Source organism: Shimia sp. R10_1, assembly GCF_017744095.1.
Lineage (GTDB): Bacteria > Pseudomonadota > Alphaproteobacteria > Rhodobacterales > Rhodobacteraceae > Shimia.
In genome coordinates this window covers 1-16,604 of record NZ_JAGHQX010000009.1, presented here as the reverse complement: position 1 = coordinate 16,604, position 16,604 = coordinate 1, and the positions used below count along the sequence as shown (strand labels likewise).

At 58.4% G+C, this 16,604-nt stretch carries 12 protein-coding genes; 6 read left to right on the top strand and 6 right to left on the bottom strand.

The window, feature by feature from the left end; all coding sequences use genetic code 11:
- Positions 1 to 6 precede the first annotated feature (6 nt).
- A complete protein-coding gene (locus tag J7413_RS16180; RefSeq protein ID WP_209100067.1) occupies positions 7 to 312 on the bottom strand; it encodes a DUF2849 domain-containing protein in 306 nt (101 codons plus the stop codon).
- Positions 313 to 453: 141 nt separating this feature from the next.
- Here J7413_RS16180 and J7413_RS16175 point away from each other — a divergent pair, with 141 nt between their 5' ends.
- Complete coding sequence (locus tag J7413_RS16175; RefSeq protein ID WP_209100066.1) at positions 454 to 915, top strand: Lrp/AsnC family transcriptional regulator; 462 nt, start codon at positions 454 to 456, stop codon at positions 913 to 915.
- 237 nt (positions 916 to 1,152) lie between these two features.
- Here J7413_RS16175 and J7413_RS16170 read toward each other — a convergent pair whose 3' ends face one another.
- The 4 genes from J7413_RS16170 to J7413_RS16155 form a co-directional block, all read right to left on the bottom strand.
- A complete protein-coding gene (locus J7413_RS16170; protein WP_209100065.1) occupies positions 1,153 to 2,652 on the bottom strand; it encodes a BCCT family transporter in 1,500 nt (499 codons plus the stop codon).
- A gap of 220 nt (positions 2,653 to 2,872) precedes the next feature.
- Positions 2,873 to 4,054, bottom strand: a complete 1,182-nt coding sequence (locus tag J7413_RS16165; RefSeq protein ID WP_209100064.1) for an MFS transporter — start codon at positions 4,052 to 4,054, stop codon at positions 2,873 to 2,875.
- Positions 4,051 to 5,298 (bottom strand): sigma-54 dependent transcriptional regulator, encoded by a 1,248-nt coding sequence (locus tag J7413_RS16160; protein ID WP_209100063.1) that lies wholly within the window; start codon positions 5,296 to 5,298, stop codon positions 4,051 to 4,053. The genes J7413_RS16165 and J7413_RS16160 overlap by 4 nt, the downstream gene beginning before the upstream one ends.
- On the bottom strand, positions 5,295 to 7,067 hold the full coding sequence (locus J7413_RS16155; RefSeq protein WP_209100062.1) for an ATP-binding protein: 1,773 nt from the start codon (positions 7,065 to 7,067) through the stop codon (positions 5,295 to 5,297). Before J7413_RS16155 ends, J7413_RS16160 begins: the two co-directional genes overlap by 4 nt.
- 200 nt (positions 7,068 to 7,267) lie before the next feature.
- Here J7413_RS16155 and J7413_RS16150 point away from each other — a divergent pair, with 200 nt between their 5' ends.
- Genes J7413_RS16150 through J7413_RS16140 form a run of 3 tightly spaced genes read left to right on the top strand, consistent with a single transcriptional unit; the run spans position 7,268 to position 10,827 of the window.
- A complete protein-coding gene (locus J7413_RS16150; protein WP_209100060.1) occupies positions 7,268 to 8,446 on the top strand; it encodes a M20 aminoacylase family protein in 1,179 nt (392 codons plus the stop codon).
- 24 nt (positions 8,447 to 8,470) lie between these two features.
- Complete coding sequence (locus J7413_RS16145) at positions 8,471 to 9,634, top strand: M20 aminoacylase family protein (RefSeq protein WP_209100058.1); 1,164 nt, start codon at positions 8,471 to 8,473, stop codon at positions 9,632 to 9,634.
- Positions 9,635 to 9,660: 26 nt separating this feature from the next.
- The gene (locus tag J7413_RS16140) at positions 9,661 to 10,827 is read left to right on the top strand and encodes a M20 aminoacylase family protein (protein WP_209100056.1); all 1,167 of its coding nucleotides are present in this window, start codon (positions 9,661 to 9,663) and stop codon (positions 10,825 to 10,827) included.
- A 49-nt stretch (positions 10,828 to 10,876) separates the two neighbouring features.
- Here the strand turns inward: J7413_RS16140 and J7413_RS16135 are convergent, their stop codons facing one another.
- Entirely contained in the window at positions 10,877 to 13,324 is a 2,448-nt protein-coding gene (locus J7413_RS16135) for a response regulator (protein ID WP_209100054.1), read from the bottom strand.
- 243 nt (positions 13,325 to 13,567) lie between these two features.
- Here J7413_RS16135 and J7413_RS16130 point away from each other — a divergent pair, with 243 nt between their 5' ends.
- Together J7413_RS16130 and J7413_RS16125 are read left to right on the top strand one after the other, a co-directional pair.
- On the top strand, positions 13,568 to 14,869 hold the full coding sequence (locus J7413_RS16130; protein WP_209100052.1) for a glycosyltransferase N-terminal domain-containing protein: 1,302 nt from the start codon (positions 13,568 to 13,570) through the stop codon (positions 14,867 to 14,869).
- Positions 14,866 to 16,203: a glycosyltransferase N-terminal domain-containing protein gene (locus tag J7413_RS16125; protein WP_209100050.1), complete on the top strand. Its 1,338-nt coding sequence runs from the start codon at positions 14,866 to 14,868 to the stop codon at positions 16,201 to 16,203. The genes J7413_RS16130 and J7413_RS16125 overlap by 4 nt, the downstream gene beginning before the upstream one ends.
- Positions 16,204 to 16,604: the final 401 nt, after the last annotated feature.

The following is a 16,604-nucleotide window of genomic DNA, read 5'->3' as shown; positions in this document are numbered from 1 at the left end:
CTTTACCTAGTTCGCGGCGTCTGCCTGTTTGCCGTGGAAGTAGTTTGATGGGCCGGTGCGGCGGAATTCTTCGCGAAAATGCGTGGGTTCTGGGCCGGTTTCCCCGGCCACAGCATCCGCCAGATACGCGCCAACAACTTCGCTAACTTGTTGAGAAGCCTCAACAAGTCTCAGTTGTGCGTGGGCTTCATCAATTAGTAACTCTGCGTCTGTCAAGTCACGTGACCAATTGTCTTCTGCTGTGAAGTAGATCACGTCGCCTTCTAGCAATGCGTTGGCGGTGATGACTTTGGGTGTGAATGCGCGGGGCATTTGTCCGACTCCGGTGTTTGACTTTGATCCATATATAGGAAATATTCCCCATCAACCGCCAGATACTGGCGAAAATAGAAACGTGCGTTTCGGTGTCAGCGGAAAACTGCGCCGATGTTCCAAATACTAGGGGGAAACGGAATGGCGTTGCGCATTGACGACATGGATAAGAAAATTCTTGGGGAGTTGCAACGGGACGCTGCGCAATCTCTTGATGAAATTGCAAAACGGGTTGGGTCCTCCAAGACACCTGTGTGGAACCGCATCCGTAAACTGCGCGAAGCGGGGGTGATCCGGCAGCAAACTGTGTTGCTGGACGCAGAAGCCCTTGGTTTTGATGCCTGTTTCTTTGTTCTTATCCGCACCAGCGAGCACGAGGCCGACTGGCAGGCAAAGTTTCTCAAAGCTTTGCGGGAACGCCCGGAAGTTCTGGAGGCGCACCGGTTGGCCGGGGACATAGACTATATCCTGAAAGTGCAGGTTCAAAACGCGCGCGCCTATGACACCTTTTATCAAGCTTTGATTTCAGAGGTGAAGGTGCACAACGTTACTGCCTTGTTATCTATGGAAGAAATCAAATCCACCAGTATGTTACCGCTCTGAGAGGTAAGATTTGGCCGGATTTGGCGACCGGCTTGTATTTTACATCGGTATTGCGTCGGTATCGCGACGGTTTTGCGGAGGTAGATTTTCACCGTTTTGCCCCCTAAGCCTGCGCGCGCAGCGTTAACACTTGCGCGCACAAAAACGGGCGAAGCTGCGGTTCAGGGGCGCATCAAAAGCCAGACCATCGCGCCAATGAACGCGAAGGTGGTGAGATTGAGGATGGTGTTTTGCAGATCACCGATCAGCATCTGACATCTCCTCTCGCAATCCGCGGATCAGACACACACACAGCAGCACGCAGACAAAGACAAATGGCAGCGCCCCAATTGCGATCAGCTTTTTGATCGCATCGATCGACCCGGATAGGATCATGGCCGCGCCAAGCAGGCCCAGCAGAAGTCCCCAGATCAGACGCACGCGGGGGCTGGGATCTGGATCGCCCCCTGTGGAGAATGTGCCAAGCACAAACGCGGCACTGACCACACTGGTGACGATGAACAGGAAAGCCGCCAGAATGGTCGCAAGCGTTGTCACTGTTGTCAGTGGCAGGCGCTCTAGCAAAGCGAAGGTCACGCGCTCTACGTTGGTTTGGGTCATTTCCAGCAGAGCGCCATTGCCCCGCAATGCGTCAAACAGGCCAATGCCTCCAAAGGCGCCAAACCAGATCACTGAAAACACAGTTGGCCCTATGAGAACCCCCAAGACAAATTCGCCTATGGTGCGGCCTTTGGAAATGCGTGCGATGAAGACGCCGACAAACGGGCCCCATGCGATCCACCAGACCATATAGGTGAGCGTCCAGTCGTGAAATTGGGTTTCCACTTCGCTGCCAAAAAAGGTGAGGGTTTGAAACCCACGCGGGATTGCCGCGAAAATATAGGTTCCAAATCCATTCAGTATGGAATTGAGCAAAAACTCGGTGGGGCCGAGAACGACGGTATAGAACACCAGAAAAATTGCGATGATCATGGCTGTGTTGGACAGTCGGGCCATTCCGGTTCCGAGATCGACCAACAGCGGCGGAACATAGGCCGCGACCATCACCGTGAATACGGCTGCCAAAAGCCATGGCTCGGCGCGACTGCCGCCGCGCATTACATCAATACCATCCGCAACCTGAAACACCCCCATCGCGATGGAGCCGCCAACGCCAATTGCAATCGCGACAATCGCCATGAAATCAGACAGCCAGCCCACGAGCTGGGCCCATCGTTCCTGTGGAAACAGTGTTTCGATGGGTGCGCTGACCAGCATGGGCGTGCCGCGCCGAAACGTGAAATACGCGATTGTCAGTGCCGTGGTTCCATAGATCGCCCACGCGTGAATGCCCCAGTGAAAGTTTGTTGCCAGCAGAGCTTCTTGTGCTGCGTGTGGAGGCGGTGTGTAGTTGCTGACAAATGCAAAATGCGTGAGCGGTTCTGCCACGGCCCAAAACAGCAAGCCGACACCCATTCCTGCTGCGAACAACATGGCGATCCAAGACGGTGTCGAAAATTCGGGCCGGTCGTCATCCGCACCAAGGCGGATGTTGCCGTATTTTGAGAAAGCCAGCCAAAGGCACAGAAGCAACATGCCGGATACTGAGAGCATGACAAACCAGCCTCGGCTGTCAAAATACTGTTCCACGACTTGGGCAGCCAGTTGCACGAGGCTGTCAGAATCCAGAATGCCCCACGCGCCAATCGCGGTGATAAGTGCGCCGGAAGTGGCCAATGTGATCTGCGCGCGGTTCATTTCAGGTGCCTTGCCACGGGAATGCGGCGCAGGACCTTGCGCGAAACCGGGCGCATCGGGTTGGTGCGTTCATTGTGCTTCAATTGTGTCACAGCAGTTTAGAAACATGTGCGGTGGTTGTTTGCATGATCGAGCATGTCAAATCAGCTGAAGTCAACGGTTGTGCCGATTTTGTCGCTTGTCTGTTTCGCCGTGCGGCCTCTCAAACGGGTGAGGGTGGTTAGGGTCGCTTTAGGGCGTTGCCAAGCAGTGCGATCATCAGGGCAAGCGCTGCAAGCACCGCAAAGGACACGCGCAATGATGTGGCACTGGCGATGAAGCCGATCAGCGGTGGGCCCAAAAGTATGCCGCCGTAGCCAAAGGTGGCGGTGCTGGCCAGCGCTTTGCCGGGGCTGACCACAGGGTCGTTGGCCGCGCGGCTGAAGGCCAGCGGGAAGATCAGCGCGTAGCCCATGCCCATCAGCACAAATCCAGTGAGCATCATGGGCGGTGTCGGGAAGAGCACGGTGAGGGCCGCACCCAGGGCGGCGGTGAGGCCGCTAACCCGTGCGGCCAGTTGTGGTGAGCTGTGTCGCGTGATGCCATCGCCCAGCAGGCGCATGATCACCATGGTGGCGGAGAATATGGCATAGCCCATGGCGGCCCAGTTTTCCGGGGCTTTGCCGATGTCCACAAGATAGACCGCGCTCCAGTCGGCGACGGCACCTTCGCCCATGGAGGCGCCAAGGGCGAGCAGGCCGACCAGCACAAGCGGGCCATTGGGCAGGGAAAACACCGGGTCTTTGGCGTCGCGTGACACAGGGGAGGTCCAGGGGATATGCCCCAGAGCAAAGAGTAGGATCACCAAGGGAAGCCCCACCGCCAGATAGTGGATCAACGGCGTGGCCCCAAGGCTGATGGCGACAAAACCTGTGCCCGCAGCAAGACCGGCGCCCAGGCTCCACATGGCGTGATAAGACGACATCTGTGGCCGCTGGGCCCAGCGTTCCACTTCTGCGCCCCAGACATTCATGGTCACATCCATGCCGCCATGGATCGCCCCGAAGACAAAGAGCGCGACGGCCAGCGTGGGCACATTGGGGGCCAGCGCCAGCGCAAGAAGTGAGGTGATCTTGATCCCGGCCAGAATTTTGGTGACCCGCGCCGCGCCGTAGTGATCGGCCAGTCGGCCCGCCAGCGGAAAGGCGCAGATCGCCCCCCCTGCGAGCAGCAGCAGAAGCGCGCCAAGGCCGGCGTGGCTGAGATCATGCGTGGCTTTAAAGGCTGGGATGCGGCTGGCCCAAAGGCCAAAGAGCGCGCCATTGAGGGCAAACATCGCGGCAATGGCACCCCAAGCACGGCGGCGGGTGAGGCTGTCGGGGGCAGGCTGAGGCGCCGGGGTGGGGTCGGCCAGAGTGCTCATCGGAAGCTTTCAGGTTTCAGGCCGTATTTGGCGAGTTTGTCATACATGGTTTTGCGCGGCAGTTTCAGCGCTTCTGCGGCGGCGGCGGCACGGCCTTCGTGTTTGCGCAGCGCTTCGGCGAGCAGGGAACGCTCGACCTGTGCCATCTGTTCTGTCAGGCCAAGGGCGGCGCTTTGCGGCTCTTCGCCGGGCAGACCCAGCACAAAGCGCATGGCGACACTCATGAGGGCGCGGGCGTTGCCGGGCCAGTCCTGCGCCATGAGGCCGGAAATGACCTCTGGGGTGACCTCTGGGGCGGTGACGCCGGCTTGTTCTGCCGCCTGCGACACATATTGGCGAAACATCACGGGGATGTCTTCGGGGCGTTCGGCAAGGGCCGGGATGCGGACTTGCAGCGCATCCAGACGGTAAAAGAGGTCGGCATGCAGCTGGGCACTGGCCACCGCTTCCGACAGATCTGCGGCGCTGCCAAAGATCAGGCGGGGGTGATCGTCTGTTTCCATGAGGGAAAGCAGGGCGAATTGCGTCTGCATGGGCATGGCCTGGATTTCATCCAGAAAGAGGCTGCCCCCGGCGGCGGCCTCAACCGCCTGTTCAAACCGCGTGACATCCATGTCAACGGTGGTGTGTTTGCCAAAGGGGCCTTTGCTGAAGGGAGAACACAGATGCACCACTTCAGCGACTTTGGAGATGCCCGCGCCGGGTGGGCCGCTGACCAGAACTTCTGCGGGGATGCGGGCCACGGAGCGGACGCGGCGGCGCAGGGTTTCAGACTGCGCTGAGGTGCCAAAAATCCAGCGTGCAGCGGCGTCACCGGTTTCAAGCTGTGCCTTCAGGCGGCGGTTTTCCAGTGCCATGGCGCGGGCCTTTTGTGCCCGGTTGATCACAGCAACAAGCTCTGTCGGGGCGCAGGGTTTTTCCAAAAAACCAAAAGCGCCCTGTGTCATGGCTTTCACCGCCATGGGGATGTCACCTTCGCCGGTCAGAAGGATCACGGGCAGTTCGGTATCTGCGTCCTTGGCGAAGTTCAGCAGGTGAAATCCGTCGCGCCCGGGCATGCGCATGTCTGACAGGATCACACCGGGAAATTGCGCGGTGATGTGGTCTTTGGCCTCAACAAAAGAGCCCGCTGCGATCACTGGAAAGTCTTCGAGCTCTAGGGTTTGTGTGAGCGCCTCGCGCACAATGGGATCATCGTCCACGACGAGGACCGGCGCGGGAGCCTCGGGCAGGGGGGAAGTCATGCGGCGCTCTCCTGTGGCCAGCTTTCAAGTTCAACAGTGAAGAGCGCGCCGCCTTCGGGATGGTTGCTGCCCCGGATATTGCCGCCAAAGCTCTGCACCAAGCCGTAGCTGATGGACAGGCCAAGGCCCATCCCCTCTGAGGTGCCAACCTCTTTGGTGGTGTAGAACGGATCAAAAATCTTATCCGGCGCGTCGATGCCGGGCCCTGTGTCACGCACCAACACACAAAGACGGGGCGCTGTTTGGATTGAGATGTCAATCTGGCGCGCGGGTTGGTCTATCATGGCGTCAGCGGCATTGGTGATGAGGTTCACAAAAACCTGCCCCAAGCGCACTTCGCCACCGCGCACAAAGATTGGCATTTTCTGCGCCTCCGGTGACCAGTTGAGGGTGATGTCATCCTGCAGCAGGCGTGGCTCTGTCAGCTCTACAGCCTGTGTGATGACAGAAACCAGATCGACACGACCCGTGGGCTCGTTTTCATTGCGTGCAAAGGCACGCAGGTTCTTGATGATGCGGGCCATGCGGGTGGCCATTTGAGAAATGCGGGAGAGGTTTTCGCCCGCTTTATCTGCTTTGTCACGTTCCAGAAAACGAGTGCCGTTTTCCGCAAATGTCTGAATAGCCATAAGCGGTTGATTGAGTTCGTGGCTGATGCCTGCGCTCATCTGGCCAAGGGCGGAGAGTTTGCCAGCCTGTACCAGATCGGCCTGCGCTTTTTTCAAAGCGGCTTCGGCTTCTTCACGTTCGGTGATTTCACGGCGCAGAGCCTCGTTGGTGGCGCTGAGCGCCTGCGTGCGCTGGGTGACACGGTTTTCAAGTTCGGCGTTCGCTTCGGTCAACACGCGGCGGCGTTCCAGAACCTGCAACAGGATCAGGCCAAAGATCATGAAGATCGCTGCGATGGTGCCGGCTTGCAGACCTGCAATGCGACGGGCGAGGCTGACGTCGACGATGGCTTCGGCTACCATGTCAATCACCGGCAGATCCTGTACGATGTGCAGGCCGCGTGCAGGGATGTACGGCCCCCAGTCCAGTTGCCAGATTTCGTGTCCTGCTCGGGAATAGGCGCGGAACGCAGGCGCGGTGCCCTCTGGGGGAAGCAATCCGGGGGCTGTGGGGTTTCGCCGCCAGAAGACAAGTTCTGAGCGGTTGGAGATAAAGACCTCGTTCAGATCATCCACAAAGAAAACCGTTGGCCCATCGCCGCGCCAGTTGCCCTCTACATCTTCGACATCCAGCACCACGGTGAGCACTGCACTGACCGTGCCTTCTGCTGAAAAACTCGGGACTGCGTAGTAGAAGGCGCGGCGGCCAAAGCGCGGGTCGACCTGGTGATGTGCGCCAAGCGCGCCCTGGAGAGCGCGCTTGAAATAGGGGGATTGCGCAAGCGTGGTGGGCGGCGCGACGTCTTGCTGTGCGGTCGCCAGAATGGTGCCATCGGCACGGGCATAGATGAGATCAAGCGCGGCGGTTTTATCGGCGGCTTCCAACAGAAGCGGATGGCCGCGCTCTGCGGTGGCGATCGCCGGGTTTTGGGAGAGGGCGAGCAAGCTGGGATGCTCTGCCATGAGCACTGCAAGCTCTTGATATCGTTTGAGTTGGGCGGTCAGACTATCCGCGCCCAAGGCAAGATCTGCCTCTCCGCGGCGCGCGAGTTGATCAAGCGCTTGCCCATAGCCATAGCGCCAGACCCCACCCGCCACGGCGAGCACGGTGAGCAAGAAGATGATCAGAATCGCCGCGCGATGGCGGATCCAGGTGCGCATGGCGCGACCCTATCGCACTTTTGTAGGCAGCGGCGAGTCGTGCTTGTGGTGGTGTGAGGCAATTTTTGTGCGGTATTGCTGGACGCTGGGGGGCTGATACCGCGTTTGGGGATGTGGTTTGTAGAATTTTAGTGAGCCCCCTTGCCCCGGAGTGAACAATCATTCAGTCTCTGCAGGTCAGCACATGGGGAGAGTGACACATGCCAATCAAAAACCGCTTTGCACAGATGCAAGAAGAGATCACAGGCTGGCGGCGCCATTTGCACGCACATCCAGAGCTGATGTTTGATGTGCATGAAACGGCGGCTTTTGTTGAGGCGCGGCTGAAAGAGTTTGGCGTTGATGAGATCACGCCGGGCATTGGCCGCACCGGCGTTGTGGCCGTGATTAAGGGTAAGACAGACACCAAGGGGCGGGTGATTGGCTTGCGCGCGGATATGGATGCGCTGCCCATTGAGGAGATCACGGGGGTCGACTATGCCTCGACCGTGCCGGGCAAGATGCATGCCTGCGGCCATGACGGGCACACCGCTATGTTGCTTGGGGCCGCGAAATATCTGGCCGAGACGCGCAATTTTGACGGCACGGCGGTGATGATTTTCCAGCCAGCCGAAGAGGGCGGCGGTGGCGGCAAAGAAATGTGTGATGACGGGATGATGGACCGTTGGAACATCCAGGAAGTCTATGGCATGCACAATGCGCCGGGCCTGCCGGTGGGGCAGTTTGCCATTCGCGCGGGTGCGTTGATGGCGTCTGCGGATGAATTTGAGATTGAGGTGACCGGCAAAGGTGGTCATGCGGCAGAGCCTCAGGAGGCTGTGGACACCACTTTGGTTGCGGCGCAGATCCTTGTGTCGCTGCAGTCCATTGTGGCGCGCAATGTGAAGCCGATTGAACGTGTGGTGCTGACAGTGGGCACGCTTGAGACAGACAGTAATGCCTCCAATGTGATCGCCCATAAGGTGCGCATGAAGGGCACGGTGCGCACGCTGGACAACAACAACCGGGCCTTGGTGGAGCGCCGTATTCGTGAGGTCGCGACCCATACAGCGCTGGCTTTTGGCGCGACGGCGGAGGTGACATGGGAAGACGGCTATCCGGTGACTGTGAACCATGAGATGGAGACGGCATTCGCGGTGGAGGCGGCGCAGGCTGTCGCGGGGGAGGCCAATGTGGACCCGGATGTGGAGCCGATTATGCCAGCGGAGGATTTCTCTTTCATGCTGGAAGAGCGGCCCGGCGCCTATATTCACCTTGGCAATGGCGACAGTGCGCAATGCCACCACCCGGCGTACAACTTTGAAGATGAAGCGATCCCGTTTGGCAGCAGCTGGTATGCGGAGATGATTGAGCGGCGTATGCCGGCGACAGACAGTTAAGCTGTTGATGGGGAGTAGAAAAACATGCCTGTAAAGAACCGTTTTGCTGAATTGCATGCTGAGATCACGGAGTGGCGGCGGGACATTCATGCGCATCCCGAAGTGCTGTATGACACTCATCGCACGGCGGCGCTTGTGGCCGAGAAACTGCGCGCCTTTGGTTGTGATGAGGTGGTCGCCGGCATTGGCCGCACCGGGGTTGTGGGGATTATCAAAGGCAAGAGCAATGCGTCCGGCAAGGTGATCGGGCTACGCGCCGATATGGACGCGCTGCCGATGCAGGAGCAGACCGGTTTGGACTATGCCTCTGAAAATGATGGTGCGATGCATGCCTGTGGCCATGATGGGCACACCGCCATGTTGCTGGGTGCGGCGAAGTATCTGAGCGAGACCCGCAATTTTGACGGTGCCGTGGCGCTGATCTTCCAGCCAGCAGAAGAGGGCGGCAATGGCGCGCTCGCCATGGTGGAAGATGGCATGATGGAGCGCTGGAACATTCAGGAAGTCTACGGCATGCACAACCAGCCAGGCATGCCGGTTGGAGAGTTTGCCATCCGCAAAGGCCCGATGCTGGCGGCGGTGGATTTCTTTACCATCCATATTGAGGGCAGGGGTGGGCATGCCGCGCATCCTGATCAGACGGTTGATCCGACTTTGATTGGCACACAGATTCATGCGGCGCTCCAGTCGATTGTGAGCCGGAATGTGGATCCGGTGGAGCGCGCGGTGGTGTCTGTTACGTCGTTTCAGACCGGATCGGATGTGTACAACGTGATCCCGCACACTGCGACGTTAAAAGGCACGGTGCGCACCTTTGCGCCAGACACACAGGATATGGTGCAGGCGCGGATAGAAGAGATCGTGGCTGGGGTGGCGGCAAGTTTTGGCGGCACGGCACGGCTTGATTATCAGCGCATCACCCCCGCAACGATCAATGGTGAGGATCAGGCGGCCTTTGCTGAGGAAGTGGCCACAGCCATTTCCGGGGGCTGCAATGAGGCGGCTATCAGCATGGGTGGCGAGGATTTCTCCTATATGTTGCAGGCCCGGCCCGGGGCCTTCATCATGGTGGGAAATGGCGACAGCGCGGCGCTGCACCACCCGGAATATAATTTTGACGACGATGCGATCCCTTACGGGAGCAGCTTTCTGTCGGAAGTGATCGAGCGCCGCATGCCTGCGGCTTAAGGCAAGAGTTAAAGCGAGGAACCAAGATGCCAACCAAAAACCGTTTTGCAGAACTGCATGATGAAATCACCACATGGCGACGTGATCTGCACGAAAACCCAGAAATTCTGTTTGAAACCCACCGCACCAGCGCGATTGTGGCCGAGAAGCTGCAGGCCTTTGGCTGTGATGAGGTTGTCACGGGTATTGGCCGCACCGGTGTTGTCGGTGTGATCAAAGGCAAGGAAACCGGCTCTGGCAAGGTGATTGGCCTGCGCGCCGATATGGATGCGCTGCCCATTCATGAGCAGACCGGGCTGGAGTATGCCTCCAAGACGCCGGGTGCGATGCACGCCTGTGGGCACGATGGTCACACTGCGATGCTGCTTGGCGCAGCCAAATACCTGAGCGAGACCCGCAACTTTGACGGCACGGTTGTTGTGATCTTCCAGCCAGCGGAAGAAGGCGGCGGCGGCGGCAAAGAAATGTGTGATGATGGCATGATGGACCGCTGGGGCATCCAGGAGGTCTATGGCATGCACAACTGGCCGGGCATGCCGCTTGGCAGCTTTGCGATCCGTCCTGGATCCTTCTTTGCGGCGACAGACCAGTTCGACATTACCTTCGAAGGCAAAGGTGGTCACGCGGCCAAACCGCAGGAGACCGTAGACACAACCGTGATGGCCGCGCAGGCTGTGGTGGCGCTGCAGACCATCGCGAGCCGCAACGCGAACCCTGTGGATCAGGTGGTGGTGTCTGTCACCAGCTTTGAAACCAGCTCCAAAGCCTTCAATGTGATCCCTCAGAAGGTGCAGGTGAAGGGTACCGTGCGCACCATGAGCGCGGACATGCGCGATCTAGCGGAACAGCGGATCAAAGCGATTTGTGCGGGTATGGCCGCGACGTTTGGTGGCACAGCGGATGTGACCTATCATCGTGGGTATCCGGTGATGGTGAACTCTGAGGTGCAGACAGAATTTGCGGCTGAGGTCGCGAAATCCATTTCTGGCCAATGTGATGAAGCCCCGCTGGTGATGGGCGGCGAAGACTTTGCCTTCATGCTGGAAGAGCGCCCCGGCGCTTACATTCTTGTGGGCAATGGGGAAGGCGGCGCAGCGGTGCACCACCCAGAATACAATTTCAATGATGAAGCCATTCCGGCGGGCTGTAGCTGGTGGGCGGAGATTGTTGAGAAGCGGATGCCAGCCGCTTAACAAACGAAAGGCCGCGCTGATGGGCGCGGCCTTTTTCTTGGCATTTTGTCTAGGACGCCAAGCGCCTCTCCAGATATGTCGATAAGGTCTGCAAAAGGTGCATCTTGTTGATTGGCTTTGACAAAAACATATCCATTCCTGCGTCCAGACAGGCTTGTTTGTCGCTTTCAAAGGCGTTTGCGGTCAGCGCGATGATCGGTGGCTGCATGATGGGCAGCTCACGAATAATGCGTGTGGCCTGCAGGCCATCCAACTCTGGCATCGACATGTCCATCAACACCAGATCCGGGCAGTTTGTTTTGCATTGCTCGACCGCCTGAACACCATTTTCAACCTCAATCAGTTCCAACGGATATTCTGAAAGATATTTACGGATCAGAAGGCGATTGGTTTTGTTGTCTTCGGCCAGAAGAATGCGTGTGCCAAAAAGGTGTTCGGGGGTGAATTCGAGGGGATCCGTTTTCGTCTGTTCCACGCCAAGAGGCGCTTTGCCCATGATTGTGGCCTTAAAACAAGCGCCGTCTTCGTATTGGTCACATAGAAAGATGTCGCCGCCCATGCGGCGGGCAAGCATTGTGGAGATTGTGAGCCCCAAGCCGGTACCGCCAAATGAACGCGTGATCGCGGCGTCCGCCTGTGAAAAGCGATCAAAAATATGGCGGGCCTGCTCAGGCGTGATCCCGATGCCGGTGTCAAATACATTGACCGCGATGCCGTAGGTGGTGTTTGGCTGTCGGGCCACGACAACGCGCACGCCCCCTTCGGTGGTGAATTTGACGGCGTTGCCTATCAGGTTCATCAAGATTTGGCGCAGTCGTCCGTCATCCGCGCGCACCATGCGGGGCACGTCGCCTTCATATTCGACCGTCAGATAGAGACCTTTCTGCTTGGCTTTGTGACGCAGCAGATCGGCGACACTGTCAATGCAGCGGTGTAGATCAAAATCCACTTCAGAGACTTCCAGCTTGCCGGACTCAAGACGTGAGAGATCCAGAATATCATTGATGATTTTCAACAGAGCATGGCCGGATTCACGGATCGTGGTCACGTTCTGGCTGTCTTCGGAGGACAAATCGGCAGCCGACAACAATTCTGACATGCCGATGATTGCATTCATGGGCGTGCGAATTTCGTGGCTCATGTTTGCGAGAAACTCTGATTTTGCACGGTCGGCCATCTCTGCGGCGCGCTTTGCTTCGGCGAGGTCCTCTTCGTAGCGTTTGGACTCTGTGATTTCCCGCTCAATACCGATGCTCATGGCCACTTGGCCGTTTTCATCCAGCACCGGAAAGAGATTGGTGTCCACCCAAATGGATTTGCCGTGTTTGGTGCGGTTCAGGATTTCGGTGTGGAAGCGTGCGCCGCGCTTTTGGTGGCGTTTGATGGATTCAATTGTGTATGGGTCGGTGTCTTCATGGTTCAGCAATTCGCCTGCCGTACGCCCGATTGCTTCTTCGGATGTATATCCGGTCATTCGGGTGAAGCCATCGTTGACCCATATGATTTTTCCATCTGGATCTGACAGCAGGACACTGTCTGAGGCGTGCTTTGCCACAAGAGAGAGGCGTTCAAGCTCTTCGTCACGTTTCTCCAGCTTGGCAATCAGGGTGCGGCGTCTGTCAGACAGGCGAGCGGCGGCGATTGTTGGCGCGAGGACAAGCAAAAGAGCACCTAGGAAAAACAATCGCACGCCAACCATATCTTCGGCGTGGCGCATCCAGCCCCCTTTGGGGCGTGTGGCGAGTTGCCAGCTGCCGTTGGGCAGATGGATGTCCATCAAAATCGGGTTGTCGTCTAGAACGTCAGGATTGCCAAAAAAGAGGTCTCCCTCAGCGCCTCTGCCATCTTTGCCGACCAGAGCAATATCAAGTGTGAGGTCCGGATCGCGCAGTCCTGCGCTGTCATAAAGGTGTTCGGCATCGATGACGGCTGCAATCAGTCCCCAGAAACGCCGCTCGCCGTCGCGTTCATCCCAGACGGGCAGGCGTGCGATCAGCCCTACGCCGCCCTGTACCAGATCCAGAGGCCCGGCGATGGCCATTTTGCCGGTATCGCGCACCTGATAGGCGACTTTCCAGCGCGCTTCGTTTTCATGGTAGTTCAGCCCAAGGGCCGGGCGGTTGCTTTCCAGAGGGTATACCCGGGTGATCACAAGATCTGGTGCGGCAGCGATGTTGATAAATTCCATAGTGTCGCCCGTGATACGGCTCATCAGGGCGCTGTAGCGCTCCTGAGACATATCGAGATCGTCTGAGAAAGCCGCAACAATGCCGCGTACAAGCTGAATGCGCGCGCCGAGCTGACCTTCGATTTGTGCGCGTAGGCGGCTGGTTTCGCTGCTTGCCAGGTTGCGCTGTTCCTGAATTGCGAGCCTGTTGTTCTGGTAATCTGCATAAAGCGCAAAGGACCCAACTGTCAAAATCATCAGAAAAGAAGGGAGGTAGGCGCGCCGAAATATTGCGCGAAAGAGTTTGGGAAAGGTCACTTTCGATGGCATTCTTTTGTTCCGGTCCTTCTGTCCGGCCGCACGGGCATAGTCTTTCTCTGCACGAGCCATATTAAAACCTGTTTAACAGTCTTGAGCGTTTCAGCCTACCACAATGCCGGTGTTGCGTGATTTTAGCGGCCGCCGCCCTCCTCGTGTGGCGCCAAAATACGGCCTTGGCATGGCATGTGGCTGGGCTCTGTGTATAGAAAGAGGGAACGTCTGATTTGGCGTGATGAAACGAAGGCCTTGTTGGTGCAGACAAAATCACTTTCCATTGGATGGCAATTGCGCGCCTATCTTATGCTGCGCCCCCTGTTGCAGCCGCTGATGCGCCGTGTCGTGGCCAAGCGCGTGGCGCGGGGCAAAGACGATCAATTGCGCAGTGCGGAAAAATTTGGGCAAACGCAAATTGCGCGCCCTGAGGGGCGTTTGGTCTGGCTGCATGCGGTTGGGTTGGGCGAAGTGCTCGCGCTGCGCCCCTTGCTTAAGGAGATGACCAGGCAGGCTCCGGATGTCTCTTTTCTGGTGACGTCGACCGCGCGCAGTTCGGCGCAGGTGATGGGCGCGCACCTGCCGGCCAATACCATCCACCAGTTCTTGCCGCTGGACGGCCCCCGATTTGTGGCGGCCTTCCTGGACCATTGGCAACCGGACCTGTCGATCTGGTCTGAGCAGGATCTCTGGCCGGGGGCGATTTGTGACACCGCGCGGCGCGGCATTCCGCTGGCTTATATCAACGCGCGGATCACGGAAGCGGGCCACAAAAGCCGCGCCCGGTTTCGGCATGCCTTTGGCGATCTGATGAAGATGTTTGAACTGGTCGCCGGTCAGGATGCAGACAGCGTGGCGCGCCTGCGCGCTCTGGGGGCGCAAGCGCCTCGTCAAATGGGATCGCTCAAACCAGCTGCTGATCCGCTTCTGGTGGATGCCGCGGCTTTGAGCGCTGTCAAAGCGGAGACCGCAGGGCGCAGGCTTTGGGTTGCTGCCTCAACCCACAAAGAGGATGAGGCTGTTGTCATCGCTGCGCATCAAAAGCTTTTGCGCACGGAGCCTTCCGCGCTCATGATACTTGCCCCGCGTGTGCCTGATCGTCGCGCGGAGCTTGGCGAGGCACTGGCCAACGCAGGGCTGACTTATGCACTGCGCAGCACAGGCGCGGCGCCAGCGGCGGATCAACAGGTCTATGTGGCCGACACATTTGGTGAGCTTGGGCTGTGGTATCGACTGGCAGAAATGGCGTATGTCGGGGGCTCTGCAGGCGATGTCGGCGGGCATAATCCATGGGAAGCAATCGGACAGGGCTGTGCCGTTTTGCATGGCGCCAATACCAGCAATTTTCGACAGGACTATGCCGATCTTGCTGCAGTGGGGCTTGCGACGCAGTGTTCCGGGGCAGAGGCGGCGGCCCAAGTCGCTGATGCCATTGCCCATTTGGACAAGACCGGAGATGCAGCACAGGTGCGGCAGAAAGCGGAGGCTTTGGTTGCGAAGGCGCGTGAGGAGCTGACACCTCTTGCCCGTGATTTGCTTGCCCTGCTAAGGGCGGCACCATGATCCTGACACTCTTCAATTTGTTCTATCGGTTGCTTTGGATCCCTTTGCTGCCGCTCCTTATGATCTACCTTTATATGCGCGGACGCAAAGACCCACGGTATCTGCGTCATGTCAAAGAGCGCTTCGGCTTTTATGGGCGCGCGTTGCCGCAGGATGCGATCTGGATCCATGCGGTGAGCCTTGGCGAAGTGCGCTCCGCCCTTGGTCTGATCCGGCTGGCACTGGCGCGTGGCGATAAGGTGATCCTCACCAACTTCACCCCTGCGGGACGCGAAGAGAGCGAGCGCCAGTTTGCTCGTGAGATCGCCGAGGGCCGCCTTGCGGTGCTGTGGGTGCCCTTGGACATGCATTGGTGTCTACACCGGTTTTACCGTGCTTGCCGGCCGCGCTTTGGTCTGACGCTGGAAGTGGAGATCTGGCCTGCGATGATTGCAAGTGCCCGTCGCGCCGGGGTGCCGCTCTATCTGTGTAATTCTCAATATACCTCTGGGGCCTTTGCCAAAGATGGCAAGGGGCTGCGGTTGCGACAACGTGTGATTGCCAGTGTGGACGGTGCTTTTGTGAAATCAGAGATCCAGCGCGCGCGCTTTGCCTCGGTCGGGGTGCAGAATATCACCGTGACAGGCGAGCTGCGGTTTGATCAGCCCATTCCCGAGGCGTTGCTAGACGCGGCGGGGCAAGTCCGTCCTCAGCTCACGGCGCAGGGGCGTCAGGTGATCACCATCGCCTCAGGCGTGGCGGGAGAAGAAGAGATCTTCCGCGATATGATTCTGTCGCTGCGTGCAGCGGCCACGCGCGCGCATGCACCTGCGCCACTGTTTGTTTATGTGCCACGCGCGCCCGAACGGTTTGAGGCGGTTGGCCAGATGCTAGAAGAGGCAGGGCTTGCAGTAAGCGCACGCAGTCAGGCAGCTAAAGCAGGCACCACGGGGCTGGCCGCGCTTGGGCGAGCCTTGGCGGATATGCCCGATGTGCTGCTCGGCGACAGTTTTGGCGAGATGTACTTCTATCTGGGTCTGGCCGATCAGGTCATTGTCGGGGGGGGCTTTACCCCGGCGGGGGCGCATAACATCATTGAGCCGCTGGCGGTTGGCAAACCTCCGATCACCGGGCCGGAAACCTGGCCGATCGAGTTTCCCTTTGCAGAGGCCGAAGCGGCCGGTGTGGCCAAAAGCTTTGAAACACCGGACGCTATGGTGGCCGCGCTCTGGCCTGCACGCGCGGCACCGCTCAAAGAGGCCGCGCAATTCATGGCCGAACATCGTGGCGCGAGTGCACGGACATTGGAAGCGATGGATCAGGTATTGATGGAACAGAACCGCAAATCGGGCTGAATTTTGGAAGGGGTGCATGATGCACCCCTTTTTCGTGCTTTGGGCAGGACGAGTCGGCAGGTTTCTGGGCTTGCCTGCGGAATCCGGAGGGTTTCAGCCGTTAGACAGACCCGCACTCGGCGCGTTTGGTCCCACCGTTAGGTGCCGACCCGATTTCTGGAATGTGTCAAACCCATAAAAATAGGGCGATCGCGGGAAAAGAATGTGCAGGGCGATAGTTTTTTCATTTTTCTGTCAAAAACCGCTTGCGACTCATCCGTACCAGCACTAAACACCCCTTCACCGGCGGCGCTGAGGCGCACAACGGCGGGACGGACTGGGACGGAGCGGCGCTCTGGATTGGGAAGTTCTGAAAATATTGAGGATTGTCAGCGGGTTGCGCTAGGAAGTTTTTCTGCGCT